Here is a 25029-nt window from a genome sequence, read left to right on the forward strand (position 1 = left end):
CCGTCCTGGGCGATTCGCTCCCGGAGAATGCAATGATCGATACCCGTACCGCGCCGTATGCCGCGCTTTTGCTCCGCATCGCGCTGGGCGTGATGTTCCTGGCCCACGGCTTGACCAAGCTGCTGGTGTTCACGCTGCCGGGCACCGCGCAGTTCTTCGCCAAGATCGGGTTCGCCGGTTGGCTGGCCTATCCCGTGACCTTCTTTGAAATCGGCGCTGGCGTGCTGTTGATCCTCGGCGTGTGGCCGCGCTGGATCGCCGTGATCGCGGCGGTGCAGTTGTTTGTCGCGTCCAGCGTCCACTTCGGCAACGGCTGGGGTTTCGGCAACCCGGGCGGCGGCTGGGAATATCCGGTGTTCCTGGCCGTGGCTGCCGCGGTGCTGGCGCTGCTGGGCGACGGCAAGTTCGCGTTGCTCAAGAGCGGCCGCGGCTGATCGCCCCGCGCATCAAACTGTCTACTGGATTGGGCATCGTTCCCGGCGCGGCCGGCCCTAGAATGGGCCGGCCGCCTTGGCTTACCTGGAGATCCCATGTCACCCGTTATGCGAGTCCTTGCTGCCGTCCTGTTCGCGGCCGCCCTGTCGTCCACCGCCCAGGCCTCGCCCGAGCAGGAAGCCGCCAACAAGGCGGCCGTGCTGGCCTTCTACGAGAAGGGCCTGAACCAGAAGGACGCGGATGCCGCCTTGCGCTATCTGGGCGACCGCTACGTGCAGCACAACCCCAACGCCGCCGACGGGCCCGAGGGATTCCGCAAGTTCGTCGCCTTCTTGCGCGACAAGTACCCGCAGTCCAGAAGCGAGATCAAGCGTGTCTTCACCGATGGCGACTACGTGATCCTGCACGTGCACGCGGTGCGCGAGCCGGGCACGCGCGGCAACGCCATCATCGACATCTTCCGTCTCGAAAAGGGCAGGATCGTCGAGCACTGGGACGCGGTCCAGCCGATCCCCGAGCAGTCCGCCAATGGCAATGGCATGTTCTGAACGGCATGCGGCGCGGCGCGCGGCCGCAGTGGGGGGTGAGATTCAGGCGGTGGGATTTGCCTGGAAGCCGAGCACCAGCGGCACGTCGGCGCGCTCGACCTGCCGCAATGGCGCGGCGGGATAGGCGCCGGGCAGCGTGACGGGCAAGGGATGCGAGCCCGCCAGCGATTCCACGGCGTCCAGCAATGGCACGCCGTCGGACGTGGTCAAACGGTCCATCAGCGCGGGCAGATCGCGGTCCAGCACGATGCCGGGCCCTTGCGGCGCCATGGCATACAACTGTCCGGCGTCATCGAGCCACCAGGCGGTGATGGTATCGACCGGTGCGTCGGTATGCGTGACCAGGCTGCCGCCATCATCGCCCAGGCGCAGCACGTATGGCGCCGCGTCCAGCCGCACGAACACGCGTTGCGGCCCGTTCTGGAAATACCAGCGGCCATCGTTGTCGCGTTCGTAATTGCGGTTGATGAATCCCAGGATCTGCGGGTTGGTGATCGATTCGCCCGCGCCGCCTTGCGCGGCCTGTCCCAGGGGATGCAGACGCCAGCGGCCGCGCGCGTCCAGCGACAGCCAGCCGAATACCGCCGGCACGTCGGGCCAGCGGGCAATGGCGTCTTTCACCAAGGGGTCCATGGTCAGGGGCGAATGATGATGGGGGGCGGGTTGATGACGATGGCGGGCGCCGGCATCGCCGGCACCAGAACCGGCTGGGGCGCGTAGCCATAGCGGTAGTCGTCGCGGCATTTACGCTTTTCGCGATAGTCGCCGTTGCGTTTCCATTTGCGCTCGACTTCGCAGGCGCCATCCCAATACTTCTCTTTATACTCGCCGCGGCCATGCCCATGTCCATGGCGATGGTGATGGCGATCGGAATCCGCTTCGGCGGCCAGCGGCGCCAGCGTCATCAAGGCGGCGGTGGACAATGCCAACAACGTAGGGGAGGGGCGGCGGGATTTTTGATTGTTGAGCATGGGATCGTCGTCAAATGAAAACGGCGTCACCATAGCAATCAATCGATTGACCGGGCGTAGGGATGGGTAACGAGATGCAGGGGGGATTGCAGGAAAGGTACTGGAGGCGCAAGCCGGAATCGAACCGACGTACACGGATTTGCAATCCGCTGCATAACCACTCTGCCATTGCGCCAGTACTGCAAGAAAAAAGGAAGCTCGGTATAGGCCGGTGCTTCCTTTTTGTATTTGGAGCGGGAAACGAGACTTGCACTAGGCGCATAAGTCGTTGTTTCCCAAACCCTTTCTTCGCCGAGGTGGCCAGCGAAGACCTAAATTGTAGCCTAATTTTTCATCCTCGCCAACAAGATCTTCCAAAGAATTCCACTGACCTCTATAGACCTGCACGCAGCACACCCGACCCACACTCGGCGCTACGTCGGCGGCGGTGGTCTCGAACTGGCCTCCTACCTCTCACTCTCTGCTTCCGCATCCCACGGCGATGAGGGCTAGGCCGATGTTCCGGTGCTGACCTAGTTCGGATGCTGTCAAGGAGCGGCACGCACCGCACGTTGCCTTTGTCGATATATCAGGATGCGGAAACAAGCATCACAGGCGCGGGTTTACTACGTCCGGCCGGACGTTCGGCGGCCACTGCCGCCCCCTCGCACCTCGTGAAACCGCTGGCATATCTAGTCATACCTAGTGGGTTTTGCAGGGGCCGCAATTTCTTACGACCCTGATAGCGTGCGCGTCGCTGTCGAACCCACCTTCCGGCGATTGACCTTCTAGCGATCAATGGATTTTTGCACACCGAGCATACGACGGCTACCAGCGGCGCGAACTGGTGAGAAGTACTCAAGCCCCATGACGAAGCGAGCCTCGGGACTCGTTTCCTGCACAGGTAACAGGCCGACCATGATGTCGGCGGCAAAGGAGTCGGCCATGTAGTTCTTCTCCTGGAAGGAGACCGAGCATGTACGAGAACAAGAATGATGCACCAACATCAAAGGTGTTCTACCTCCCGATCGAAGCGTCCATCCGCTGGGCCGGGCTGCTGCGGTACGAGCAGGTGATCCTGGCCTCGATTTCGTCGCCCCGGAACCTGCCACTTTCGCTGGACTGCCCACGCTGGGGCGAACTGCGGCTGTACACCGAACGCATCTATGACGGCATCCTCAATGGGGAGCTGCCCTTCGGGCGGGACGGCATCACGATGCACGACACCGAGCTGATCGACTCTCCCGACCTCACCGTCCGCCATGTCGATCTGAAGCGCTGGATGCGCCAGCACTACCCCGAACAGCGACCAGGCTTTCTCTTCTCCCGCAGCGAGCGCATCGCCCATCCCTTCATCTCGCTGGAGACTGGGCAAGCCATGCTGGTTGAGCAGCTCGCCCTGAAATCCGCCCTGGAACAGTCCAAGCGCCAACTTCGCGAGCTGCAGGACAAGCACGACGCGCTGCTCAAGCAGTCCACGGTGATTCCCGCCTGCGCGCAGTGCCCGATCAGCGATCGGGCCGAGGCCACCTACCTGAACATCATCGGGGGCATGCTGGAGCTGATGCTCGGCCAGTCGCCCTCGGGCACGCCGTACTCCAGCTTCAAGACGCAGGAGGCTGTGGTCAGCGCACTGGTCGCCCATCACCACGGCGTCATGGGGATCGCCGAGCGGACGCTGAACGGCAAGTTCGCCACGGCCAGGCGCCGGCTGCATAGCGCCACGCTCTGAATCGCACCGGGTTTGGTGGAGGCTAGTTTGTTGAAGTGCAGGCGCTAGCCTGCACGGTATTGGCAACTTGCCGCCAGTAGTTTGCCTCAGCTTCCGCTGGCGGTATATGCCCTATGGACTCCAGCAATCTGCCGTGGTTGAACCAGTGCACCCATTGCAGTGTTGCCAGCTCCAGTGATTCCCGTGTTTTCCACGGTCCTCGCTTGTAGATGACCTCCGTTTTGTAAAGACCATTGATGGTTTCGGCCAAGGCGTTGTCATAGGAATCGCCGGTACTGCCCACCGAAGGCATCAGGCCAGCTTCCTCCAAACGCTCTGTGTAGCAAATAGACACATACTGGCTCCCCCTATCGGAGTGGTGAATCAGTTTCGTATCGCTTGAAGGTTGTCTGGCATACAGCGCCTGCTCCAGCGCATCCACCACAAAGTCCGTACGCATGTGGCTGCTGACCCGCCAGCCCACTATGCGGCGGGCATAGACATCAATCACAAAGGCCACAAACATTTGCCCTTGCCATGTTGATATATAGGTGAAGTCTGCAACCCAAAGCTGGTCAGGGCGCTGGGCTGTGAACTGGCGGTTGACCAGGTCTAGCGGGCTTGGCCGTGCCACATCTGGGCGTGTCGTACGTACCTTCTTGCCTCGCCTTGCACCTTCAAGGCCCAGCTTGCGCATCAGGCGTTGCACTGTGCAGCGGGCAATCGGCAAACCCTCTCGGTGCATCTGCTTCCAGACTTTGACGCTGCCATACACCTGCCAATTGGCATGCCACACCCGTTGAATATGACTGCAACGTTCTTCATCTGATTGGCTGCGCTTGCAGCGCAGCCAAGGGCAGTTTCTTTGTTGAACCCTGCGCCTGTAGCCCGATGGGGCAATTTGCAGCAACCTACAAATTGGCTCGACCCCATAGGCATCACGATACTGGTCTACAAAGTCAATTAACTCTTGATGCGACGGTCCAGCTCCGCCTGCGCAAAAAAAGCGCTCGCAGCCTTGAGGATGTCATTGGCTCGGCGCAGTTCCTTGTTCTCTCGCTCCAGTTGCTTGAGCCGCTCACGTTCATCCGTGGTCAATCCTGGGCGTTGGCCTGCATCTATTTCTTTGCGCTGAACCCATCCATGCAAGGTGCTGACAGAGCAGCCAATCTTGGGGGCTATCGATTCACATGCGCCCCACAGCGATGCGTAATCCGCTTGGCATTCCTGCACCAAACGTACGGCACGTTCACGTACCTCAGGGCTAAAACGAGCAGCTTTAGTGTTCATGACTCAATCCTCACAGGAGTTGAGCCTCCACGGAAGCCGGTGTGATTCACTCTGAGGATTGCCAGCTTGTATGTGCAGTCGCGGAGATTGCATTTGCAATGTCTTTCCGCAGCCGTGTCTATTGAATAGAGGTCACGCCAACAAACGCCACTGAGCGTTCAGGAGTGACCGCCATGTCGCAAACACCTGTACTGCCACCCAACGAGCGCCGCATTCTGCGTCTGGAAGAAGTCGAAGCGAAGTCCGGCTTCAAGCGTGCCCACATCTACAACCTGATGAAGAAGCGCCAGTTCCCGCAGGCGCTGCGCCTGGGTGTGCGCGCCGTCGGCTGGGATTCCATCGAAATCGATCAGTGGATCGCCGAGCGCGTCAACAACCGGGCCTGACCCGTTCTCCCGCGGACCTTCCATCCTCACACGGAGAACGCCATGCAGGTTGTATCCATCATTTCAACGAAAGGTGGCGTCGGCAAGACCACCACGGCCGCGAACCTGGGCGGGCTCGTCGCCGACGCGGGGCTGCGCGTGCTGCTGCTCGATCTCGACGTGCAGCCCACCTTGTCCTCGTACTACGAGCTGGCCCACCGCGCGCCCGGCGGTATCTATGAATTGCTGGCCTTCAACGAGCGCGACCTCGGCCAGCTCGTGTCCCGCACAATCATTTCGGGCTTGGACCTGGTGCTGTCCAACGACCACCGGGGCGAGTTGAACACCTTGCTGCTGCACGCGCCGGATGGGCGCCTGCGGCTACGGCACCTGCTGCCGGTCCTGGCTCCCCTCTATGACCTGGTGCTGATCGACACCCAGGGCGCGCGCTCGGTGCTGCTGGAGATGGCGGTGCTCGCCTCCGACGTTGCGCTGTCGCCCGTGACCCCGGAAATCCTCGCGGCGCGCGAGCTGCGGCGCGGCACCATGCAGTTGCTCGAAGACATCGCGCCGTACCGGCACCTCGGCATCGAGCCGCCACCGCTGCACCTGCTTATCAACCGCGTCCACCCCGTGTCGGCGAACGCCCGGCTGATCCAGCAGGCCTTGCGCGACCTGTTCCAGGACCACGCCGGCATCCGCGTGCTGACCACCGACGTGCCGGCCATCGAAGCCTATCCGCGCGCCGCGACGCGCGGCCTGCCAGTCCATCGGGTCGAATACCGCCAGCCACCGGGCAGAGTCGCCCCCGCCGCGCTCGAAACCATGCGCGGCCTCGCTGGCGAGCTGTTCCCGCAGTGGCAACACCGATTTGCCGCGGTGTCCGGCCGTTCGCCAGTCCCTCTTGATGGCAGGAGGCCCCATGGCGAATGCACATGAACTGGCCCGAGGCCACAAGCGGCTGCGCGCCCTGATCGAGTTCGCTGTCGGTGAAGGCTGGCACGTCAAACGCACGCCGGGCGGCCACCTCAAATTCACCAAGACAGGCTGTGCCGCGATCTACACCAGTTCGACGGCCAGCGACCACCGGGCCGCCCTCAACGCCCGTGCGCAGATCCGCCGCGCCGAGCGCGAGGCCCGATCCCAGGCGCAGGGAGGCAGCCATGGCTGAGATCACCTCCCAGCAGATGGCCGGCAAGCTGCTCGCGGCCGGGTTCGAGCGCAGCGGCCCGGCCGCGTCGGCCTTGAGCGATCCGATCGCCGACACACCCATGGTCGTGACCCTGGACCAGTTACGCCCCTACGACCATGACCCGCGCAAGAAGCGCAATCCGGCCTATGAGGAAATCAAGGCATCCATCCGCGAGCGCGGCTTGGATGCGGCACCGGCCATCACCCGACGGCCTGGCGAGGACCACTACATCATCCGCAACGGCGGCAACACGCGGCTGGCGATCCTGCGCGAACTGTGGTCGGAGACCAAGGACGAGCAGTTTTTCCGCATATCGTGCCTGTTCCGGCCGTGGCCCAGCCGCGGCGAAGTCGTCATGCTGACCGGCCACCTGGCCGAGAACGAACTGCGCGGCGGCCTCACCTTCATCGAGCGCGCCCTCGGCGTCGAGAAGGCGCGCGAGTTCTACGAGCAGGAAAGCGGCGCCGCCCTGAGCCAGTCCGAACTAGCCCGCCGCCTGGCCGCCGATGGCTTCCCGGTCCAGCAGTCGCACATCAGCCGCATGAACGACGCGGTGCGCTACCTCCTGCCGGCGATCCCCGCCGTGCTCTATGGCGGCCTCGGCCGCCACCAGGTCGAACGCCTGTCGGTCATGCGCAAGGCCTGCATGTTCGCGTGGGAGCGCTACGCCAAGGGCCGCACGCTGGTTCAGGACTTCGACGAGTTCTTCCAGGAAGTCTTGTCGCAGTTTGATGTGCAGGCCGACGAGTTCTCCGCGCAGCGCGTACAGGACGAGCTGATCGGTCAGATGGCCGAGCTGCTGGGCGTCGATTACGACGTGCTCGCGCTGGACATGACCGAATCCGAGAGCCGCCAGCGCGCTCTGGTCAGCGATCCGACGCCATCCTCGACGCCGCCCGCCTTGCCGGAGCCTGGGGTTATCGCGCGCCCACCTGCCAACGCCTCGCCGCCCACCACAGGGCCAGCACCGACAGCGCAGCCTGCAAGCCCTGCGTCTCCCACCTCAACGCGCGAGAGCGACGCAGATGCCAACGAGGCGGGCACGGCCAGTCCGACAGCGGACGACCACCTGCTTCAGAAGCACATCGTCTCACCGGCGCCAACGACCGAACGGCTTCAGTCCATCCAGCGCATGGTCGCCGACCAGTTGGGCGATGCGCTGCCGCCTGACTTCTCGGCGAACGTCTTGCAGTCCATCCCCGTACAGGCCGGCGGGCTCTATCCGATCTCTGATGTCTGGTACATCGACGCGAGCCTGGACACGCCCGAGCGCCTGCGCATCCACGTCGCGCAGTTCGCCCGCGAGATCGCGGACGAGGCCCGCCTGGACGAGTGCATCGATGACCGTCCAGACGGCATCGGTTTCGCCTGCCGTGCCTACGCCCAGGACCCGGGGCCGCTGGGTCGTGCCGTTCTGGCGCTGCTGGCATGCCTGTCCGGTCAGCAGCCCGCCGACGTCCGCCTGGACAACGGGCAATTCGTCATCGACCTGTCGGCGCTGCTGCACGGACAAGGCGACGCAACCCGGCGACTGAGCGACACCGCACTGGTCAAGTTGTTCCGGCTGCTGCGGCTGGCCCGCCGTCTGCTCGACCTGGACGCCGGCGCTGCGGACGCTGGAACGTAAGCGAGGGAGGCCAGCATGTCCGCACCACACCCACTCAACCAGGCCGTCATCGCCCAGGCCCTCTATGACCTGCGCAATGGGCAACTGCGCCGCTGCAAGCTGATGGGGTTTGGCGAGGAAGAGCTGGACGCCCTCAAGCATCCCGCGCTGATCAGCGTGCTGGCCAATGCCAACGTCTCGTGGTGCTCGGTGACGGTCAACCGCGAAGTGCTCCTGCGTCTGCTCAGGCAGGCGCAGGACGTGGAGAAGGAGATCGCCACGGTCGATCGCATGCTGCGCCTCGGCGCGAGCACCGAAATGGTCAGCCGCTTCTACGGCCTGACCCACCAGGAAGTGGCGCTTCGCCGCGAAATCCTCGGCCTGCCCAAGCGCAAGGGTCGCCATCCCGTGCTGGACGAGAAGCAGGACACGGAGCTGTGGCGGCAATGGAAGGCCGTGACCAGCAGCAGGAACGTCGATCTCGAAGACGAGACCTCCATCCTCGATGCCGCCATGGACTTGGCCGAAGGCATGTCGCTGCCTCTGTCGGTGGTCTGGGCCTCGATCAAGAGCTGGGTCGATCAGGGATTGGGTTGACCATGGCCGTGGACGACACCGCACCACGTCGTGGCCCCATCGCACTCGCAGACCTGTTCGACGCTGCGCTGAAAGACCTTGTGCCCAAGCCCAACGCCGATGCGCCCCCGCCCACACCCACGCCTGTCGCGATGCCCACGGGCCCGGCGTCTGGCGATGCCTTCCTGTTCAGCGGCAACCGGCACGAGACCGTACCGCGACGGCTGTTCCTCGACCGTCGCCTGACGCCGCTGGAGCGCAACGCCTGGCAGGTCTTCCGGCTGATGCTCAACGACGATGGCGTGACGGCGTTCCCGACGTATGAACAGCTTCGGCCCTGGCTGGCGTCGATGCCGTGCGCCGGGCAAGCCTCGCACGAAACCGTGGCGCGAGCGCTGACGCTGCTGCGCCTCACCCGATGGTTGAGCCTGGTGCGGCGCCGCCGCGATCCCAAGACCGGCCGCATCCTCGGCAACCTCTATGTCCTGCACGACGAGCCGCTGACGCCCTTTGAAGCGATGCAGCTCGACGCCGATTACCTGGCGCTGGTCAGCCATTCCCTCGGCCACTCGGCCAAGGCCGTCCAGATGGTCGGCCTGAACACGCTCAAGGAAATCGCGGAAGACCCGCTGCTGTCCGGCCGCACGCTGCCGTCACGGCTGCAGGTCCTGGCCGAACGCCTCGCCAGCCAAGGCATCACGGCGACCGAAAGTTATCCACATGAGGATGCCACTCACGATTCCGAAGAAGGGCCGACGAGCCTTCTTCGGAATCCCGATGACCCCACTTCGGAATCCGAAGCAGGGCCGAAACCCGCGCCAGACGCCTCTCTTCGGAATCCGAAGCAGGCCCGTACAGTACGTAGTAGTCGTATTGATGAAGTACGTACTACCGCGCAAGCGCGCGCGCTGGGCGATCTGCAATGGCCCAAGCGCTTCGCGGAACTGAAGGCAGAGCAGCAGACAGGCGCCAGGGTGGCATTGCAGCAGGTCGATGCCTCGCTGAGGCAGGCCGTGCTGGACGAATGGGCCACGCGATGCAGCAGCCACGGCATCCGCAATCCTGCGGGGTATCTGTTCGGCATCATCCAGCGGGCCATCCATGGTGAGTTCAACGCCTGGGCCAAGAAAGACGCGCCGTCGGCACCTGCTCCACCCAATGAGCGGCCACCACCAGCACCGCCACCATCCCAGCCGCAGGGCAAGCCTGTGCCGCCAGAAGTCGCCAAGCTGCACATCGAGCGACTGCGCAATCTGCTCGCCAGCAAGTAATCAGGCGTGCAAGGCGGTGAAGTGGATGCCGGTGGCTGTCAGTGGAACTATCCCCAGGGGATAGTTCCACTGACAGCTACGACGTCGAACCGCTGCACGCCAAGCCCCGATCGCCTGCCGCGGGATCGTCCTTGTCCGCACTGATCCGGGTTTGCAGCGTTCCTTGGCGTTCCATGGAGCTATCCCCTGGGGATAGCTCGCGCCGCATGCACCTGCCGCGCCCTGAACCGGGGACGGGCGGGTTTCGGTTTGTTGACTGACTGCCTTCCGCTTCCTGCCGAAGCTGGCCGCTCTTTTCCAACAACGAGCGGACACCATGGCAACCACCAACGAACCCCTGCAACTGAATCTCGGCTCCTTGCGCAGCGCGATGTCGCTGACGCTGCACACGCACCACGCCTCGCGCATCTGGCACGGCCGCGCCGCCGCCGAGGGACGACCGGGCATCGTCGGCCTGAACGGCTACATCGCCCAGATGAACAAGATGCGGCGCGGCTCGGAGCAGGACGACCCGTACAGCGACTTCTGGATGCTGCGCATCGAGGACAAGCTCGACCAGACCAAGGCCACGCTGCAATCGCTGCGCGAGCAGGTGGACCAGGCTCTCGCGAGCGTGCCGCCGGCACTCACCCTGGGCGAGAACCTCAACGTACAGCCCGTCAAGCTGCCGCTGTTCGTCAATGCGCAGCTCGGCTTTGCCGCCGTTTATCTGCTCGCCGACTACGACGACATCGCCCGCAAGCTGATCCTCGCGCACCACACTGCGCTGATCGATCGCTCGACGCTCGAACGCTGGCTCAACGAAGGCGCCCATGCACTGCGCAGCCTGTTCTCGCTGGCCCAGCAGTACCGCTACTCGGGCTGCACCCGCGACGACTTCGCCGCGAAGAACGCCGCAGCCCGGGCGGCGCTGGAGAAATTCGGCGAGTTGCCGCAGGACGTGCTGGAAGGCACGCGCCGCTCGAAGTTCGCGCCGCCCATCGTGCGCCGTGGCCTGCAGCAGCGCGGTGACGGTCCTGCCGCAGCACCATCCGCCAGTGACGAAGCCGCCGCCACCGAGGCCTCCGAAGCGACAGCCGGCGAGGACGAGCAGGCATGAGCGACCCGAATCGCGAAACCCGCTACTTCCGTCCCCTGCAACAGACCGCCTTCATGAGGCTGGAACACGCAGGCTCTCAAAAAGGCCTTTTAAAACCCTTTAAAGGTAAAGGGGACTTGGAGGCCTGGGCCAGCCAGTGCTTCGCCATGCGCGACGAATTGATTGGCTTGGCGCAGCGACAGGTGCTGCAACAGGCAGCCGGGCATCCCTTCCATCTGCTGCCCGTGGAGCTGGCCCAGCAGGCAACTGGCGCGGGAACGACGTTCCTTCGCTGGCGCAGGCACGACCGCTCGGCCATGGGCGTGGCCCTGTGGCAGGAGCTGATGGCGAGCATCAGCACGCCGGTCAACCTGCTGGCCGACCTGCACGCGATCGAGCTTCAACGCATCACGCTGAACATGCAGATCAGCCTGTTGCACACCTTGGGCAGGCAGGCCCAGGAGTGCGCCAGCAAGGCCGCCGAGGCGGAAGACGCCTACCTGCGCCGGCTCAAGTCCACCCCACCCGCACTGCGCGATCGGTGATCGCGCCGGGCACCCCAGCACGCGCCCGTCGCCGACCAGGTGCGGGTATTTCAACCACCACGGAGATTGCAACATGAGCACGCATTTTTCTGGCGAGGGCAACATCGGTTCGCCCCCCGAGTACCGGGAGTTCCCCAACGGCAACGACGAACCGCGGCGCCTGCTGCGGCTGAACGTGTATTTCGACAACCCCGTCCCCACCAAGGGCGGCGACTTCGAGGATCGCGGCGGCTTCTGGGCGCCGGTGGAAATCTGGCACCGCGATGCCGCGCACTGGAAGGACCTGTACCAGAAAGGCATGCGCGTGCTGGTCGTCGGCCGCATGGAGCGCGAACCCTGGACGGACAACGAGGATCAGCCGCGCGAGACTTGGCAGATCAACGCGCGCAGCGTCGGCATCCTGCCGTTCCGCATCGAGTCCGTGACCCTCAGCCCCAGGCAGCAGGAGACCACGCAGGACACGCAGCCGAATCCCCAAGCCGCCCAGGAACCGGCCGCGCCGAAGGAGCCGAAGCGCAGGAAGTGATGCAGCATGGGGCGGCGGCAGTCGTCCGTCGTCCCACGCCCTCGCGAGCTATCCCCAGGGGATAGCTCCATCAACGTCCACCGGCTTCCACGCGCTCCCGAAAACCGCGGCTCCCGAACCGCACACCCCAGGCCGCACGCCACTCCCGTCCCCGCCATTCCATCCCGTGAAAGTGGTCGCCACCGCATGCGGCTTGTTTGCTGCTGCCCCTGGTGGTGCTCGGCATCCTCGATTCCAGCAACTCAATGAACCACGGAAATCGGATGGACGGACATGCGGCTGTTCTTGTGCGAGAAGCCCTCCCAGGGCAAAGACATTGGCCGGATTCTCGGCGCGACGCAGCGCGGTGAAGGCTGTCTCAGCGGCTCTGGCGTCACCGTTACCTGGTGCATCGGCCATCTCGTAGAAGCGGCAGCTCCCGAGGTCTATGACGCGGCGCTCAAGCGCTGGTCGCTGGAGCAGTTGCCCATTGTTCCGCAGCAGTGGCGGGTCGAGGTCAAACCGAAGACCGCCACGCAATTCAAGGTCGTCAAGGCGCTTCTGGCGAAGGCGACCCATCTGGTCATCGCCACCGATGCCGACCGTGAGGGCGAGCTGATCGCCCGCGAGATCATCGACCTGTGCGGCTACCGCGGCCCCATCGAGCGGCTATGGTTGTCGGCGCTCAACGATGCGTCGATCCGCACCGCGCTCGGCAAGTTGCGGCCCTCATCCGACACGCTGCCGATGTACTACTCGGCGCTTGCGCGCTCACGCGCCGACTGGCTCGTGGGCATGAACCTCAGCCGGTTGTTCACGGTGCTCGGGCGTCAGGCCGGCTACGACGGCGTGCTGTCCGTCGGTCGCGTCCAGACGCCGACCTTGAAGCTCGTCGTGGACCGCGACCGCGAGATCGCGGCCTTCAAGTCGGTGCCGTTCTGGGCCATCGACGTGTCCCTGTCCGCAGGTGGACAGGCTTTCAGCGCGCAGTGGGTTCCGCCCGATGGCTGCACCGACGATGCCGGCCGCTGCCTGCAGCAGCCTATCGCCCAGCAGGCCGCGCAGCAGATCCGCGCTGCGAGCAGCGCCCAGGTCGTGTCAGTCGAGACCGAGCGCGTGCGCGAAGGGCCACCGCTGCTGTTCGACCTGGGAACGCTTCAGGAGGTTTGTTCCAAGCAGCTTGGGCTGGATGTGCAGGAGACGCTGGAGATCGCCCAGGCCCTGTATGAGACCCATAAAGCCACCACGTACCCGCGTTCCGATTCGGGCTACCTGCCCGAAAGCATGTTCGCCGAGGTGCCGACTGTTCTGGACAGCCTGCTCAAGACCGACCCCTCGCTGCGCCCGATCATGGGCCAGCTCGACCGCTCCCAGCGCTCGCGCGCCTGGAACGACGGCAAAGTGACGGCGCACCACGGCATCATTCCCACCTTGGAACCCGCGAACCTCTCGGCTATGAGCGAGAAGGAACTGGCGGTGTACTGGCTGATCCGCGCGCATTACCTGGCGCAGTTCCTCCCTCACCACGAGTTCGACCGCACGATCGCCGAGCTGTCCTGCGGCCAGCAGAAGCTGGTGGCCACCGGAAAGCAGGTGGCCGCCCAGGGTTGGCACCTGGTGCTGGCCGAGCCGCAAGCGGACGAGGACGGGGAAACCACCGCGCGCAGCCAGGTACTCCCCGCGCTGCGCGAGGGCCTGGCATGCCAAGTGGCCGAGGCCGAAGTCAAGGCGCTCAAGACGCTGCCTCCGAAGCCCTACACGCAGGGCGAACTGGTCAAGTCGATGAAAGGCGTGGCGCGCTTCGTGACCGACCCGCGCCTGAAGCAGAAGTTGAAGGACACGACGGGCATTGGCACCGAAGCCACGCGCGCCAACATCATCACCGGCCTGCTGACGCGGGGCTATCTCGTGAAGAAAGGACGCTCCATTCGCGCATCGGATGCGGCATTCACGCTGATCGACGCTGTGCCCGCGGCGATTGCCGACCCCGGAACCACCGCCGTGTGGGAGCAGGCGCTCGACATGATCGAGGCCGGACAGCTCACCCTGGATGTGTTCATCGGCAAGCAGGCCGCATGGATTTCGCAACTGATCGTGCAGTACGGCAGCACCTCGCTGTCCATCAAGGTTCCCCAGGGTCCCGCTTGCCCGCAGTGCGGCGCACCGACGCGCCAGCGCACCGGCAAGACCGGCCCCTTCTGGTCGTGCAGTCGCTACCCCGACTGCAAAGGCACGCTGCCGGTCGATTCCGGCACGTCCAAGCGCGGTGCCTCGCGCCCGCGCAGTAGCGGCCGCAAGGGCTCCTGACCGACCCCGCTCCCCGAGAGCCGTGCCCGCCATCGGCGGCGTGGCCCATGTCCCGCACGCCCTGCGGGACGCCCAGCGCGCAACGCCTTCTCTTGTCCGTGTGCGCGTCCCGCTCGGCCGCCCCCGGCCGCGGGGCCTGAAGGTAGCTTCTCCGCGAACCGTGTCCGGGGTTTCCCGGCGTGTTCTGCTGATCTGCATTTTTCCGCCTCTGCGAAGGGTCCCCCGATGGCTTGCCAGGCTGCGAGCCACCCGGAGACCCTTCGTGGTCAGCGGTATTCGATGCCGTGCCCAACGGCGAAAAACTGGGCTCCTTTTGTGCGCGGATGTGCGCCAGAAGATGCCGGCGCCAACCACGATATGCGCCGGGTGCGATTGCTGACAGCAGACGGTTCTAGCGACGACCGGCCTGCAACAGCCCACGGGTGGTTCCGTCCTCCCGAGCCGAAGGCCGCAAGGCCTTCGGCGCCTTTCTCCTGCCAATCAACGTCCGGCCAGGCCACACGGTCCAGGGCCACACGAACAGGAGACCCGCCATGAACCCGCAACCTCGCACCCCACGCGGTGCGCCCCAGGCCGCGCCACTGCTGTACGGCAGCGTGTGCAGCGGCATCGAGGCCGTGAGCCTCGCCTGGCAGCCCATCGGCCTCGAAGCCGCGTGGTTCGCCGAGATCGAGCCGTTCCCGAGCGCCGTGCTCGCCCACCGTTACCCCCGCGTGCCCAACCTGGGCGACATGACCGCGATCGCCCGCCAGGTGCGCGCCGGCACCGTGCCGGCGCCCGACATCCTGGTCGGCGGCACGCCGTGCCAGTCGTTCAGCGTTGCAGGTAGCCGTCGCGGGCTGGATGACCCGCGCGGAGCCCTTTCCCTTGCCTATGTGGAGCTTGCCAATGCCATCGACCAAATCCGCCACCAAGACCGCCGCCCCGCGGCCACACTCGTCTGGGAAAACGTCCCCGGCGTGCTCAATGACCGCTGCAATGCCTTCGGTCAATTCCTCGCTGCACTGGCCGGAGAAAGCCGTGCGCTCCAGCCGCCAGGGGGTCGGTGGGCGCACGCTGGTTGTGTGTCTGGACCCCGCCGCCGCATCGCCTGGCGCGTGCTCGACGCTCAATATTTCGGTGTCGCCCAACGCCGCAAGCGCGTGTTTCTTGTGGCAAGTGGTGGAAATGACCTCGATCCCGCAGAAGTACTTTTTGAGCGCGCAGGCCTGCTCGGGGATTCTTGTGCGGGCCGCGCGCCGTGGCAAGAAGCTGCCCACGATGCTGGACCGGGTGCTGAAGCAGCAGGCGCATGCGCAGGACTTGCAGGATTCGCAGGACTGAAGCAGCCCTACGGCAAGATCACGACGACGTTCGGATTCAGCGGCGGCATTGGCCCTGTCGATGTGGCGGCATGCCTGATGGCCGCTGGCCCCAAGCACGACATCCGCACCGAGACGTTCATGGTGCAGTCGGTCGCCGGCAGCATCGCCCACACCCTCGACACCGCCAACAACGGCAAGGGCAGCAGCGAGGACGGCACCGGCAAGGGCGTTCCGATCATCGCCTTCACCGCCCAGGGCAGCGGCGCGGATGCCACGCTCGACCTGACGCCGACGCTGCGCGCTGGCGGCCATCGCAACAGCCATGCGAACGCCGGGGTCGTGCCCGCCATCGCGTTCGCGCAGAACAACCGCGGTGAAGTGCGCTTCGAGTCGGGCCATGGCCAGGTCGCTTGCACCGTGCTGTCCAACGGCAAGCCGGGCTACGGCGTGCCTATGGTGGCCTGCGTGTCTCTGCGCGGCCGCGAGCAGGGTCTTGCCGCCGAGCTGGGCGGCACCGTAGCGGGCGCACTGCGCACCAGCGGCGGCGGTGCGGACAAGCCCTATGTCCTGGCTCCCGACTTCGAGGCGCATTTCCGCTACGACTGGAACGACCCTGGCCCCGGCGACTGGTCGCACTGGCGTGTGCGGCGGTTGATGCCCGTGGAGTGCGAGCGGCTGCAAGGTATGCCCGACGACTACACGCTGATCCCGTACCGCGGCAAGCCCGCCGCCGACGCTCCACGCTACAAGGCGATCGGCAACTCCATGGCTGTCCCGTGCATGGCATGGCTGGGCCAGCGCCTGGTGCAGTACCTGCACAAGACGGGCTCAACCGCTTCGGATTGATCGGCGACGCAGCCTGCGGGCCGCGCCATTCTCCCTCCTGCATTGCCGATGGTTCGGCAGCAGCCCGCAGCCAGGGTGTCAAGGCTGCCGCGGGTTCCACCCGCGCCACCCACCAGTTCGCCTCGGCATCTCACCGGCGAACGCTGCCCACCGGGGCATCGATGCCTCTTTTCTCCAACCCACGGGATGGCCGCCACGTCCCGTCGGGGGCATGTCGCCACCCGGTCGATTTCAGGACTTCCCATGGACAACATCACCAAGCAAGACCGCATCACGCTGAAGAACCTCAAAGTGGCCGACTTCGCCAGCGAAGAAACGATGTGCTTCAGCGCCACCGTCGTGTTCGACGGCACTCCCATCGCCGAGGCCCGCAACGACGGCCACGGCGGCTCGACTTTCCTCCACGCGCTCAACGGCAAGGCACCGCTGCTGGCGCAGGCCGAAGCCTTCGCCAAGGGCCTGCCGCCTGCGCCGCTCGACCTCGGCCAGGAGGGCGAAGACCCTCACTACATCGACATGACGCTCGACTTCCTGGTCGATGAACTGGCTGACGCCATGCACGCGGAACGCAAGATGCGAGCCGCGTTCAACCGCGACATCGGCAACAAGGTGCTGTTCATCAAGGACGGCAAATTGCTGTTCATCAAGGGCATCAAGCTCAAGGCCATCGCCGACCGCAAGGCGTACTTCGCTTCGCTGCGCGCTCGGCAGGCCCAGCCCATCGTCATCCTCGCCGAGCTTGCACCCGAGCAGGCATTCGAGCTGTGGAAGCAGCATGTCCTGGGCGACAAGCCCGACTGACACAGCACCGACGCACTCTCCTGACAGCCCCGCACTCGATGCGGGGTTTCTTTTTTTTTCGGTGCCCATCAATCGGGGCTGGGCCGGATACCGTTTTCCAACTGACGCAGAGCGGCCCGCACACGAAGCTGCCCGCATGTTCGCTGATTCGTCAGCACATGCCAGCAGCCAGGGTTCCAGGCTGCCGCGGGTCTCTCCCGCGTTGCCCACCAGTCCGCATCGCATCAGGTCTGCGGACGCGCGTCCCCGTGACGTCGATGCTTTTTATCAACCGCGTGCGGGAGCTGCCATCCCGTGAGGGACGAGGCCCCGCTTTTCCAAGGAGCCCGTCCATGTCCCAGCAAGCCTCTTTCGGCCAACTGGCCCTGACCTACTGCGGCAAGTTCCTGCCGCTTGAAGTCCTGCAAAGCGCCGCCGGCCACTACATCGGCACGCGCGACACCGAAGGCCCGGTTTCGCGGGAATCCCGCGAGTACTTCCGCAGCTATGCCGCGGCCCAGCGTGCCCTCGAAAGAGGCGGCTGGTCCCAGCTCGCCATTCCCTGATCCAACTGGAGGAATCACGTCATGAACCAGCTTCTACCACGGGAAGTCGTCGATCAGATCATGCGGGAAGAACAGCATTTCGCGGCCGCGCCCCAAGCTTTTTTCGAGGCCTGGAAGCGCGGTGTCGAGATCGCTGGCCCCGAATGGTTCGGCGACGGCACCCGCGAAGGTCTGAACCAGGCCAAGAGCAAGTGGGATCTGCGTCCCAACATGCTGCAGCTCAACGACGCCCTAGGCGTCCTGAGCAGCGGGGAACGCATGTTCCTGTCCGCCATGGTCAGCTTCTACAACGCGCGCGAGGGCGGTGCCATGCTCAAGCGCTGCCACTTCAACGGACTGTCGGACTTCGACGGTCTCGATCTGCAACGCCGCAAGGTCATCGCTGACCTGCTGGTGAACTACAACGGCTGGTGAGCCGGTCCCCGGCGCACCACTGCTTTTCGTTCCCCCCCCCCGAGAGGGACATGCGCCCACAAGGCCATGTCCCTCAATTTCTTCTTCATCACCCTGCGGATGCCATCGTCCGCATGGGCTGGCTCCGCTTTCTCGAAAGGAGCCACCATGGCGAACAACTACTACGAAGGCACGGGCGTTCTCGTTCTGGAGCGTGTTACCCCCGTCATCAAGGCGCTGTTCAGCGCGTTCGCGCTGGACGAAACCTACCCCGGCAATGGGGCGGCCTATATCGCCCAAATCGCCGAGAACAATGATCCGCAATGGACGGATGTGCTGGACGGTCTTGAAGACCTGGCCGTACAACTCGGCATCCCCATGCCCGACGACGAAGAGTTGTCGATTCCGTCTCTGCTCGAACGACTGGCCTCTCACTTCGGTGCCGAGCAGGACGCGGAGCTGGAGAACCTGATCGAACACCACCAGTTCGAGGACAGCGCCGACCTGGATGCCTTGCTTCTGATCGCCTCCTGCTTCGATGACGGCCATCGCCTGACCGCTATCCAGTTCGAGGGTTGTTGGTACTGCAGCAAGCCGAGGCTGTTCGAGTTCGGCGGCAACGGCTGCTACCTGAGCCGCGAGGTGCAGGTCTTCAGAACGTCCTCGCAAGCGCTCCAACTCGGCGACCAACTACGCAAGACCATCCTGGCCGCCGACATCGAAGAGGCCTCGGCGTTGATCGCGCTGGAGGCCGCCAACCTGCTCGCAGGCATCAACGACGAGCAGTTCCGCCTGAATGTGCGCCGTCGCGTCGCCGACCGACTGGCCCAGATGCCAACGATCAGCGCCGCCTGACGCATTTTCCATTTTCAACCCACCGGGTCCAATTTCCGGTGGCGGGAATTGGCTCCATTATTCAATCTGGAGAGTTCCCATGTCCCAGAAACCTAATCCCTTTCTCCGCGGCTACTGGAATCTGAAAATCGTCCGCACGCTGTCCATCAGCTACGAGGACGGAAGCCCGCATGTCTGGCGAAACATCCACCCGAGCCAACAGCACTTCTCCGACGAGGAACTGGTTTCATCCTCCTGCATCGTCAGCAGCGATGTCGCGGTGGTCAGCAACAGCCCCGAACCCCTGGGTGCCGAAGCGCTGGCCGAGTGCGATGCCGGTGAAGGCGTCGGCGGCGAGGGCGTGATCGGTGCCGTGGTCTATGCCATCCATGGCGAGGACTTCGACGGTCGCCCGGTTCACGTCGGTGACACCTATTCGGCAGAGGCCGCGCGGGAAGCCGTGCAGCGCCTGAGTTTCGAGACCGGCTATTACAGCCGTTGCTGGGAAATCAGCACCGCACACATCAGCCAGGAAACCGGCCAGTACCTCGCCAACCTGGCTGACCTCGCCACGCCGGAGGCCTTTCTGTTCATCGCGTTCCGGGTTCCGTACAGCCCGGCGATCGGCGTCAAGCTGATCTCCACGCCCTGGACGGACCATAACCTGGAGCACGCCGTGGGCATCAGCGCAGAGCAGCTTCGACAAGAGCACCGGAACAAGGGCATGCCGGACGACTTGGCGAACATCCTTGAACTGGCTGGCCAGGCCGATGTTCGCATCCTGATCCTCGACGCCGACGCTCCCGTGCTGCTGGGCCTGCCGCTAGTCGAGTCCTAGCAGCCTCGCCACGCACCGGCCTTCCTCTTTGTCTCCCCCAAGCCGGCCCGACTCCTCGCCAGGAGCCGGGCTGGTCCATTTTCATAGGAGCACCCTCATGTTCCCTGAACTCACCTCGCGCGTACCCGACTTCGAGCACCAACTCGGAGCCTGCGTCAATGCCATGAGCCAGGACGACGCCATCGGCCAGATCCTGGTATTCGAGCGCATGCGTGGCACGCTGCACATGCGCCATATCGCCAGCGCCGACTTGGTAGATACCGACATTGACGACTACGAAATGGTCGTCTTCGACGGTGGCAACACCAACGGCGACACGTGGAAGCATGTCTTCTTCCCGCGTCAGCGCGAGCACTACTTCGTGTACGAAGCCTGACCCGACCAGCCCCTTTCGAGGGGCTTTTTCTTGCCCGCAGCACAGGAAACCGGGTGCGGCGAAATGCCATTTCATGCAGGCGAGTAGCCCGGCCCAGGGCCATCCTTGCGCCATGTTCGTCGGCGTTGCCGACACATGCCCAGGCAGCCGAGACCTTCGAGGCTGCAAGCGCGGGAAACCGTGCTGGTCGTTTCTTCCTACGGACGCTCCGCGTCCATCCACCCACAAGGGACCTCTCCCTTGCGGGCGGGGAATCCCTTGTTCTTCCTCAAGGAGATTCCCATGGACCGTTCCCTCATCAAATCCATGATGCCTTCGCTTGTCGCAGGCCATGTGCCCCGCAACGTGCGGTCGTTCAAGTACCGCGTGTTCGATGATCAGCCGCAGTCCTCGACGCTGGGCTTCGCCATCGATCCCCAGCCCTTCGACGGCAAGGTGGTCGCGGCCAACGACGACGCCATCGTCGTCAAGCTCAAGCCCAGCGAGTTCGCGGTGCTCGATCCCAACCTGGTCACCACCGTTCCCAGCGAGGGTGCCAAGGTGCATGTCCAGCCCTACGCACGGCGCCGTTTCGACGGCCTGCGCGCGGACACGCCGGAAGAGCGCACCGAGTACACGTCAGATGGCAGACCCTACACCATCAAGACGCACATCCTCGGCTCCGCGCCGGCCAAGCTTCCCATCCCCGAGCCGCAGTGCATGGAACTGGGCCAGCTCATCCAGCAGTTGGAGGAAATGCCGGCGCCCGACGGGTTCCGGCGCATCACCCACATGCTGGTCGACGCGGGCGCCCGCGACTTCACCTGGGTCGATCCCAAGCCGTCCAAGATCATCGAGACGCCTCCGGCGATCAGCTTCACGGTCTCGACCGCGAAGTTCGAGGGCCAAGTGACGATCCTCTACGACCGCGGCGGCGACACCTACGTGGTGGAACTGCATCGGGACGGCGCACTGGTCGATCGGCATGACGAGGTCTATTTCGACATGCTCGGCGAAGTGCTGGAGCGGCTCATCGATGACGGGCGCTGGCGCCTGATCGACGTGAGCGTGATCGACGCCAAGGCCACCCGGCGACGCCAGGCGGTTGCGGCATGACGTGCGAGACAAGCAACTGCTGGGTGGTGCATTCGCCCAACGAGTCAGCCATCAGCAACGATGGTGCCGGCTTCTGGTCCAACGAGTTCGGCTGGGTTCCGTTCGACCAGGCGACGCGCTTCTCGACGGAAGAGACCGGGCGCTTGCGCCTTCCGTTCTCGACTGGTGGCGATGCGCGCTTCGTTCCGTGGCAGGAAGCCCTGCGGCACTACGGCTGAATCCGCAGCCCACCGGCGACTTGTCCCACAGGCCTTCCATCCATTCGGGTGGAAGGCCTTTTTCTTCAGGAGATCAACCATGTCACTGCGATTCAAAGGCTCCGACATGCGCCCCGTGCTGACCGAGGCCATTGCCAACCAATGCCGCATTGTCCTCGCCAAGGACCAAGGCGTGTACTTCCTCGCCGAGCACGGGGAGCGCCGCCCCGATGGCCGCGTGAAGCTGCTGGCCTATGCCGTCGGCTGCAACCCGGATACCGACCCGTTCGATGACTGGTGGGAACTGGCGCGCGCCGAGCTGGGTGGCGACGACTTCGGCGAGTTCTTCGACCCGACGGACCGCGTTTTCACCCGCATTCTGCAAAGCTCGGACGATCTGGAGCTGACCGTCACCTCGACGTATCTGTCACTGGCGGCGGTGGAATGGGCGTAGCCCAGAAATGTCCCCGTCCCCCTTGAAGCCCCCAGTTTGGGGGCTTTCTTTTGGGCGGAACCAGGCAACCCGGAAAAAAGGAAACGCCCGGATGCCGATTGATTGCTGCCGCGCGCGCGAGGCCCGGCCATGCTGACCCCATGCCTGCTGACGTTGTCAGCGACATGCCAGGCAACCATCGGTCTTCGAGGTTGCCGCGCAGTTCCCACTGCGTGACCGAGCCAGCTCGCACCGCATCCATCCGCGAGCGGCCACCAGTCCTGGTGGCGGATGCTTTCGCCTTATCAACCCACCGCGGGGTTACGCACCTTTCCCCGCATGCGTGGGGCCGGTGTGTCTCCGCTTCATCCCTATGGAGATTCACCATGAGCACCACGTCCAACGAGAAATCGTATTTCGACCTCCACACCTCGGGCATCGGCTACATCCAGCGTGCTCGCGAGGTTCCCGTCCGGGGCGGCCGCCGTGCGCAGCCCTTCCTGGCATGCACCATCGCCGCGCTGGTCGGTTCCGCCAAGGACCCCAGCTACCGCTACTTCGACGTCAAGGTCTCGGGTGCCGAGGCCAAGAAACTGGTCGAGCGCTACATCGGCGTTGACGATCCCAAGCAGCGGCCGCTGGTGCGCTTTCGCCTCGGCGACCTCTGGGGCGATGCGTACATCCGCGACAAGGGTGAGCACAAAGGCCAGGCCGCCGCGTCTCTGAAGGCGCGACTGCTGAAGGCCGAGCCGCTTGACCGGGCCGAACTGGCTTCGATCAAGCAGCACGAGCTGATCACCCGCGGCATCGGCTACCTCAGCCGTCCGAAGGACGTCTCCCCCAAGGATGGCGATCCGTTCCTGTCGTGCTGCGTCGCGGCGCTGGCCGGACCTGTCGGTGAACCGGAATATCGGTACTTCGACACCATCGTCGCCACCCCTGAAGCCGAGCACCTGGTTCGCCGGTGCGTGCAGGCCATCGAAGGGGACCGCAAGGTGCTGATCGCCTTCCGTCTGAACGACATGAAGATCGATCCGTACATCCGCACCAAGGGCGAGCGCGCCGGGGAACCGGGAGCGAGCCTGGAATCGACGCTGGTCCACATCGGTCTCATCAAGATCGACGGCACCCAGGTCTATCCGACGAGCCAGACGCAAGCCGAGGCGCCGCAAGCCGAGGACGCACCCGCGCCCGAAGCCGAGGTTGCCGCCGAAACCGCTGCCGACCAGCCTGTCGAGCCCGCCGAGCGCGAGCCCGCAGGTGAAGTCGAGGAGCAGGAGCCGGCATTGGCTGCTTCGTTCTGATCCGGCATGGCCCCTCACGGGGCCTTGCCTTTTTCCTATTCCCCAAGGAGAACCATCATGGCAGCCACATCGGCATCCACAAGATCGGCACTGCCCATCGTCGTATCAGGCCAGCTTTCGATTCGCACAATCCACGGCCGCAATGGTCCGTTCTGCGTCGGCTACCTCGTCACTCCTATCGGAAACTTCGCGGTGAAGGACGCGGAGCTGGAGCAATACCCCGAAGGCAAGTACGACGGGGAGTTCGTGATCCGCTACATCTTTCCGAACCCGATCCCCATGCGGGGCGGCATCAAGTTCGAGATTCGTTGCAACCTGGATGGCATGACGCTCTTCGGCGTTGACAAACTGAGCCGCGACGATATTCGCAGCTTTTCCACCCAGGACATCGATCCGCTCGATGAAGAACTGGGGGCGCAGCCTGCGGCAACGCCGGCCAAGTCCACCAAGGCATCCAGACCCGCCAAGCCCGCATCCGTGCAGGCGTCCGCGGACCCGATGGTCGATACCACGCCTTTCGGCGTGGATGCGCCGACGCCCGCTGCGGCGGCTGCCCCCGGCAGCACCGAAGATGGCGACGCCGCACTGTTCGGGCTGCTCTGGCCGCTGGGTGAGTCCGTGAAACTGGATTCGACCATCGACCGTCGCACCCTGCGCGCGCAGATCGCCCGCCTGGGTGAACTGGGCTACGCGCTGGACTTCAAGACGCAGGAGTGGAGCCGCCAGGCCGAACTGCAACCTGCGTGATCGCAGACGCCGCATCCGCGGTGTTCTTCATCCACCCGCCGGGGTTCCTTCCCCATGCGGGGGAGGCTCCGGCTTTCTTCTGGAGGTCTCCATCATGTCCACCATCGCTTGCGATGCACCTCATTCCACGCTGGACGAACCCGCGTGGCGCGCTGTCTGCAAGACGGCCGCCGAGCACGCCCAGCGTGGTTGCGGCCTGTCCTGGGATCACTGGGTCACGCTTTTCAGTTCGGAGATCGACGCGCAAGCCAGTCGGTTGCCGGAAAACCAGCGGGCTCAGGCCCTGGAAATCGCGACCCAGGAATGGGACTACGCAACGCCTGCCGAACGGCAGGAAACGCAGGAGTGGAACGCTGCAAACGGCTACTGCTCCCATGGCATCGAACTGGGCTACTGCCCAGCCGGTTGCGGTTCCTAGTCCGCACCGGACTCCATCGCCGCACGCGCGGCACTCCATCACCCGCTGGGGGCTCTCCCCCACGGGGAGGCCTCCGGCTCGATTCTTCAGGAGGCCTTTCATGGGCTGGTATTTCTCCCCCCAATCGCGGTCTGAACTGATCGCGGAACTGATCGCACCGCAAGAGACCGAGCGCGCCAGCGTCAAGGTCATCGCCCACGCTCTGCGCGGCAACGTCCTGTGGTCCGTCGCGGAAGTGACGGCCAAAGTCGAAGGCGTGCATCGTCATCTGGAGCCGGGTCAATCCCTGCGCTACATCCGTTGCGATCTGCTCGAACGCAACGGCGGCCAGTGGGGCTACAAGCCGCTGGACGAGTCCATGCACCCGTACTACTACTCGTGCCCGCTGTCCTATCTGGATCTCGCACCGGAGCAGTCCGCCGACTGGCGCGCAGGCGTTCGCGCCTACCACGCGCGGCGGCGCACACCCACGGCACCTGCGGCACCCACCGCAGCGCTGATGGCCTGAGCCAGGAGGAA

31 protein-coding genes, 1 tRNA gene and 1 other annotated feature are annotated in these 25029 nt (G+C 64.7%); of the genes, 27 read left to right on the forward strand and 5 right to left on the reverse strand.

Annotated features, from left to right (window positions below; translation table 11 throughout):
- The first annotated feature begins 32 nt into the window (after positions 1-32).
- Together ACUTAG_RS20050 and ACUTAG_RS20055 are read left to right on the forward strand one after the other, a co-directional pair.
- A complete protein-coding gene (locus tag ACUTAG_RS20050; RefSeq protein ID WP_076467737.1) occupies positions 33-434 on the forward strand; it encodes a DoxX family protein in 402 nt (133 codons plus the stop codon).
- Between the two features lie 96 nt (positions 435-530).
- Positions 531-983 carry a nuclear transport factor 2 family protein gene (locus tag ACUTAG_RS20055; RefSeq protein WP_006389029.1) on the forward strand — a complete coding sequence of 151 codons (453 nt, stop codon included), beginning with the start codon at positions 531-533 and terminating at the stop codon, positions 981-983.
- A gap of 42 nt (positions 984-1025) precedes the next feature.
- Here ACUTAG_RS20055 and ACUTAG_RS20060 read toward each other — a convergent pair whose 3' ends face one another.
- The 4 genes from ACUTAG_RS20060 to ACUTAG_RS20075 all read right to left on the reverse strand — a co-directional run bounded on the left by ACUTAG_RS20060 (position 1026) and on the right by ACUTAG_RS20075 (position 2880).
- On the reverse strand, positions 1026-1616 hold the full coding sequence (locus ACUTAG_RS20060) for a DUF2946 family protein (protein WP_049054329.1): 591 nt from the start codon (positions 1614-1616) through the stop codon (positions 1026-1028).
- A gap of 2 nt (positions 1617-1618) precedes the next feature.
- Positions 1619-1987 (reverse strand): hypothetical protein, encoded by a 369-nt coding sequence (locus tag ACUTAG_RS20065; RefSeq protein ID WP_148319084.1) that lies wholly within the window; start codon positions 1985-1987, stop codon positions 1619-1621.
- A gap of 68 nt (positions 1988-2055) precedes the next feature.
- A tRNA-Cys gene (locus tag ACUTAG_RS20070) sits at positions 2056-2129 on the reverse strand.
- Positions 2130-2721: 592 nt separating this feature from the next.
- Complete coding sequence (locus ACUTAG_RS20075) at positions 2722-2880, reverse strand: hypothetical protein (RefSeq protein WP_167310314.1); 159 nt, start codon at positions 2878-2880, stop codon at positions 2722-2724.
- 29 nt (positions 2881-2909) lie between these two features.
- Here ACUTAG_RS20075 and ACUTAG_RS20080 point away from each other — a divergent pair, with 29 nt between their 5' ends.
- Positions 2910-3665 (forward strand): hypothetical protein, encoded by a 756-nt coding sequence (locus tag ACUTAG_RS20080; RefSeq protein WP_011347601.1) that lies wholly within the window; start codon positions 2910-2912, stop codon positions 3663-3665.
- A 22-nt stretch (positions 3666-3687) separates the two neighbouring features.
- On the opposite strand, the gene ACUTAG_RS20085 is transcribed toward ACUTAG_RS20080, so the two are convergent.
- Positions 3688-4934, reverse strand: a protein-coding gene (locus ACUTAG_RS20085) for an IS3 family transposase (protein ID WP_157128430.1) whose coding sequence is annotated in 2 segments (ribosomal slippage) — positions 3688-4652 and positions 4652-4934 — 1248 coding nt in all. Because the reading frame shifts where the segments join, the coding sequence is not laid out codon by codon here.
- Positions 4537-4653, reverse strand: a sequence feature (AL1L pseudoknot). (Overlaps the previous gene by 117 nt.)
- A gap of 173 nt (positions 4935-5107) precedes the next feature.
- Here ACUTAG_RS20085 and ACUTAG_RS20090 point away from each other — a divergent pair.
- From ACUTAG_RS20090 to ACUTAG_RS20205, 24 genes are all read left to right on the forward strand, one after another.
- Positions 5108-5320, forward strand: coding sequence for an AlpA family transcriptional regulator (locus ACUTAG_RS20090; protein ID WP_011347600.1), 213 nt, complete (start codon positions 5108-5110; stop codon positions 5318-5320).
- Positions 5321-5362: 42 nt separating this feature from the next.
- Positions 5363-6238, forward strand: a complete 876-nt coding sequence (locus ACUTAG_RS20095; RefSeq protein WP_011347599.1) for a ParA family protein — start codon at positions 5363-5365, stop codon at positions 6236-6238.
- Complete coding sequence (locus ACUTAG_RS20100; protein WP_011347598.1) at positions 6222-6470, forward strand: hypothetical protein; 249 nt, start codon at positions 6222-6224, stop codon at positions 6468-6470. Before ACUTAG_RS20095 ends, ACUTAG_RS20100 begins: the two co-directional genes overlap by 17 nt.
- On the forward strand, positions 6463-8118 hold the full coding sequence (locus tag ACUTAG_RS20105; protein ID WP_011347597.1) for a ParB family protein: 1656 nt from the start codon (positions 6463-6465) through the stop codon (positions 8116-8118). The genes ACUTAG_RS20100 and ACUTAG_RS20105 overlap by 8 nt, the downstream gene beginning before the upstream one ends.
- Positions 8119-8133: 15 nt before the next feature.
- The gene (locus ACUTAG_RS20110) at positions 8134-8694 is read left to right on the forward strand and encodes a DUF2857 domain-containing protein (RefSeq protein ID WP_011347596.1); all 561 of its coding nucleotides are present in this window, start codon (positions 8134-8136) and stop codon (positions 8692-8694) included.
- Positions 8695-8696: 2 nt separating this feature from the next.
- The gene (locus ACUTAG_RS20115; RefSeq protein WP_011347595.1) at positions 8697-9944 is read left to right on the forward strand and encodes an STY4528 family pathogenicity island replication protein; all 1248 of its coding nucleotides are present in this window, start codon (positions 8697-8699) and stop codon (positions 9942-9944) included.
- Positions 9945-10260: 316 nt separating this feature from the next.
- Positions 10261-11043, forward strand: a complete 783-nt coding sequence (locus ACUTAG_RS20120) for a PFL_4669 family integrating conjugative element protein (protein WP_011347594.1) — start codon at positions 10261-10263, stop codon at positions 11041-11043.
- Complete coding sequence (locus ACUTAG_RS20125; protein ID WP_011347593.1) at positions 11040-11567, forward strand: DUF3158 family protein; 528 nt, start codon at positions 11040-11042, stop codon at positions 11565-11567. Before ACUTAG_RS20120 ends, ACUTAG_RS20125 begins: the two co-directional genes overlap by 4 nt.
- A 73-nt stretch (positions 11568-11640) precedes the next feature.
- Positions 11641-12093 carry a single-stranded DNA-binding protein gene (locus tag ACUTAG_RS20130; protein ID WP_010894248.1) on the forward strand — a complete coding sequence of 151 codons (453 nt, stop codon included), beginning with the start codon at positions 11641-11643 and terminating at the stop codon, positions 12091-12093.
- A gap of 273 nt (positions 12094-12366) precedes the next feature.
- Positions 12367-14379: a DNA topoisomerase III gene (locus tag ACUTAG_RS20135; protein WP_011347592.1), complete on the forward strand. Its 2013-nt coding sequence runs from the start codon at positions 12367-12369 to the stop codon at positions 14377-14379.
- Positions 14380-14912: 533 nt separating this feature from the next.
- Complete coding sequence (locus tag ACUTAG_RS20140) at positions 14913-16529, forward strand: DNA cytosine methyltransferase (protein ID WP_011347591.1); 1617 nt, start codon at positions 14913-14915, stop codon at positions 16527-16529.
- A 243-nt stretch (positions 16530-16772) separates the two neighbouring features.
- Positions 16773-17330: a hypothetical protein gene (locus ACUTAG_RS20145; RefSeq protein ID WP_041855055.1), complete on the forward strand. Its 558-nt coding sequence runs from the start codon at positions 16773-16775 to the stop codon at positions 17328-17330.
- 332 nt (positions 17331-17662) lie between these two features.
- Positions 17663-17875: a hypothetical protein gene (locus tag ACUTAG_RS20150; protein WP_003290186.1), complete on the forward strand. Its 213-nt coding sequence runs from the start codon at positions 17663-17665 to the stop codon at positions 17873-17875.
- A gap of 21 nt (positions 17876-17896) precedes the next feature.
- A complete protein-coding gene (locus ACUTAG_RS20155; RefSeq protein WP_003290188.1) occupies positions 17897-18289 on the forward strand; it encodes a hypothetical protein in 393 nt (130 codons plus the stop codon).
- Positions 18290-18436: 147 nt separating this feature from the next.
- A complete protein-coding gene (locus tag ACUTAG_RS20160) occupies positions 18437-19123 on the forward strand; it encodes a hypothetical protein (protein WP_011347588.1) in 687 nt (228 codons plus the stop codon).
- 79 nt (positions 19124-19202) lie between these two features.
- Positions 19203-19940, forward strand: coding sequence for a DUF5983 family protein (locus ACUTAG_RS20165; protein WP_011347587.1), 738 nt, complete (start codon positions 19203-19205; stop codon positions 19938-19940).
- Positions 19941-20037: 97 nt separating this feature from the next.
- Positions 20038-20316, forward strand: a complete 279-nt coding sequence (locus ACUTAG_RS20170) for a hypothetical protein (protein ID WP_011347586.1) — start codon at positions 20038-20040, stop codon at positions 20314-20316.
- Between the two features lie 282 nt (positions 20317-20598).
- On the forward strand, positions 20599-21411 hold the full coding sequence (locus tag ACUTAG_RS20175; RefSeq protein ID WP_011347585.1) for a hypothetical protein: 813 nt from the start codon (positions 20599-20601) through the stop codon (positions 21409-21411).
- The gene (locus ACUTAG_RS20180) at positions 21408-21629 is read left to right on the forward strand and encodes a hypothetical protein (protein ID WP_011347584.1); all 222 of its coding nucleotides are present in this window, start codon (positions 21408-21410) and stop codon (positions 21627-21629) included. Before ACUTAG_RS20175 ends, ACUTAG_RS20180 begins: the two co-directional genes overlap by 4 nt.
- A gap of 79 nt (positions 21630-21708) precedes the next feature.
- Entirely contained in the window at positions 21709-22062 is a 354-nt protein-coding gene (locus tag ACUTAG_RS20185; protein WP_011804748.1) for a DUF3085 domain-containing protein, read from the forward strand.
- Between the two features lie 365 nt (positions 22063-22427).
- Positions 22428-23345, forward strand: a complete 918-nt coding sequence (locus tag ACUTAG_RS20190) for a DUF3577 domain-containing protein (protein ID WP_041855054.1) — start codon at positions 22428-22430, stop codon at positions 23343-23345.
- A 57-nt stretch (positions 23346-23402) separates the two neighbouring features.
- Positions 23403-24092, forward strand: coding sequence for a DUF3275 family protein (locus tag ACUTAG_RS20195; RefSeq protein WP_011347581.1), 690 nt, complete (start codon positions 23403-23405; stop codon positions 24090-24092).
- 94 nt (positions 24093-24186) lie between these two features.
- Complete coding sequence (locus ACUTAG_RS20200; protein WP_011347580.1) at positions 24187-24510, forward strand: hypothetical protein; 324 nt, start codon at positions 24187-24189, stop codon at positions 24508-24510.
- Between the two features lie 100 nt (positions 24511-24610).
- On the forward strand, positions 24611-25018 hold the full coding sequence (locus tag ACUTAG_RS20205) for a hypothetical protein (protein WP_011347579.1): 408 nt from the start codon (positions 24611-24613) through the stop codon (positions 25016-25018).
- Positions 25019-25029 lie beyond the last annotated feature (11 nt).

It is taken from the genome of Achromobacter sp. CSND-B12 (genome assembly GCF_052906545.1).

Bases quoted from the DNA above. Each gene is read 5' to 3' on its own strand.
- ACUTAG_RS20050 (WP_076467737.1), top strand. From the start codon at position 33: ATGATCGATACCCGTACCGCGCCGTATGCCGCGCTTTTGCTCCGCATC.
- ACUTAG_RS20055 (WP_006389029.1), top strand. From the start codon at position 531: ATGTCACCCGTTATGCGAGTCCTTGCTGCCGTCCTGTTCGCGGCCGCC.
- ACUTAG_RS20060 (WP_049054329.1), bottom strand. From the start codon at position 1,616: ATGGACCCCTTGGTGAAAGACGCCATTGCCCGCTGGCCCGACGTGCCG.
- ACUTAG_RS20065 (WP_148319084.1), bottom strand. From the start codon at position 1,987: ATGGTGACGCCGTTTTCATTTGACGACGATCCCATGCTCAACAATCAA.
- ACUTAG_RS20075 (WP_167310314.1), bottom strand. From the start codon at position 2,880: ATGGCCGACTCCTTTGCCGCCGACATCATGGTCGGCCTGTTACCTGTG.
- ACUTAG_RS20080 (WP_011347601.1), top strand. From the start codon at position 2,910: ATGTACGAGAACAAGAATGATGCACCAACATCAAAGGTGTTCTACCTC.
- ACUTAG_RS20090 (WP_011347600.1), top strand. From the start codon at position 5,108: ATGTCGCAAACACCTGTACTGCCACCCAACGAGCGCCGCATTCTGCGT.
- ACUTAG_RS20095 (WP_011347599.1), top strand. From the start codon at position 5,363: ATGCAGGTTGTATCCATCATTTCAACGAAAGGTGGCGTCGGCAAGACC.
- ACUTAG_RS20100 (WP_011347598.1), top strand. From the start codon at position 6,222: ATGGCGAATGCACATGAACTGGCCCGAGGCCACAAGCGGCTGCGCGCC.
- ACUTAG_RS20105 (WP_011347597.1), top strand. From the start codon at position 6,463: ATGGCTGAGATCACCTCCCAGCAGATGGCCGGCAAGCTGCTCGCGGCC.
- ACUTAG_RS20110 (WP_011347596.1), top strand. From the start codon at position 8,134: ATGTCCGCACCACACCCACTCAACCAGGCCGTCATCGCCCAGGCCCTC.
- ACUTAG_RS20115 (WP_011347595.1), top strand. From the start codon at position 8,697: ATGGCCGTGGACGACACCGCACCACGTCGTGGCCCCATCGCACTCGCA.
- ACUTAG_RS20120 (WP_011347594.1), top strand. From the start codon at position 10,261: ATGGCAACCACCAACGAACCCCTGCAACTGAATCTCGGCTCCTTGCGC.
- ACUTAG_RS20125 (WP_011347593.1), top strand. From the start codon at position 11,040: ATGAGCGACCCGAATCGCGAAACCCGCTACTTCCGTCCCCTGCAACAG.
- ACUTAG_RS20130 (WP_010894248.1), top strand. From the start codon at position 11,641: ATGAGCACGCATTTTTCTGGCGAGGGCAACATCGGTTCGCCCCCCGAG.
- ACUTAG_RS20135 (WP_011347592.1), top strand. From the start codon at position 12,367: ATGCGGCTGTTCTTGTGCGAGAAGCCCTCCCAGGGCAAAGACATTGGC.
- ACUTAG_RS20140 (WP_011347591.1), top strand. From the start codon at position 14,913: ATGAACCCGCAACCTCGCACCCCACGCGGTGCGCCCCAGGCCGCGCCA.
- ACUTAG_RS20145 (WP_041855055.1), top strand. From the start codon at position 16,773: ATGGACAACATCACCAAGCAAGACCGCATCACGCTGAAGAACCTCAAA.
- ACUTAG_RS20150 (WP_003290186.1), top strand. From the start codon at position 17,663: ATGTCCCAGCAAGCCTCTTTCGGCCAACTGGCCCTGACCTACTGCGGC.
- ACUTAG_RS20155 (WP_003290188.1), top strand. From the start codon at position 17,897: ATGAACCAGCTTCTACCACGGGAAGTCGTCGATCAGATCATGCGGGAA.
- ACUTAG_RS20160 (WP_011347588.1), top strand. From the start codon at position 18,437: ATGGCGAACAACTACTACGAAGGCACGGGCGTTCTCGTTCTGGAGCGT.
- ACUTAG_RS20165 (WP_011347587.1), top strand. From the start codon at position 19,203: ATGTCCCAGAAACCTAATCCCTTTCTCCGCGGCTACTGGAATCTGAAA.
- ACUTAG_RS20170 (WP_011347586.1), top strand. From the start codon at position 20,038: ATGTTCCCTGAACTCACCTCGCGCGTACCCGACTTCGAGCACCAACTC.
- ACUTAG_RS20175 (WP_011347585.1), top strand. From the start codon at position 20,599: ATGGACCGTTCCCTCATCAAATCCATGATGCCTTCGCTTGTCGCAGGC.
- ACUTAG_RS20180 (WP_011347584.1), top strand. From the start codon at position 21,408: ATGACGTGCGAGACAAGCAACTGCTGGGTGGTGCATTCGCCCAACGAG.
- ACUTAG_RS20185 (WP_011804748.1), top strand. From the start codon at position 21,709: ATGTCACTGCGATTCAAAGGCTCCGACATGCGCCCCGTGCTGACCGAG.
- ACUTAG_RS20190 (WP_041855054.1), top strand. From the start codon at position 22,428: ATGAGCACCACGTCCAACGAGAAATCGTATTTCGACCTCCACACCTCG.
- ACUTAG_RS20195 (WP_011347581.1), top strand. From the start codon at position 23,403: ATGGCAGCCACATCGGCATCCACAAGATCGGCACTGCCCATCGTCGTA.
- ACUTAG_RS20200 (WP_011347580.1), top strand. From the start codon at position 24,187: ATGTCCACCATCGCTTGCGATGCACCTCATTCCACGCTGGACGAACCC.
- ACUTAG_RS20205 (WP_011347579.1), top strand. From the start codon at position 24,611: ATGGGCTGGTATTTCTCCCCCCAATCGCGGTCTGAACTGATCGCGGAA.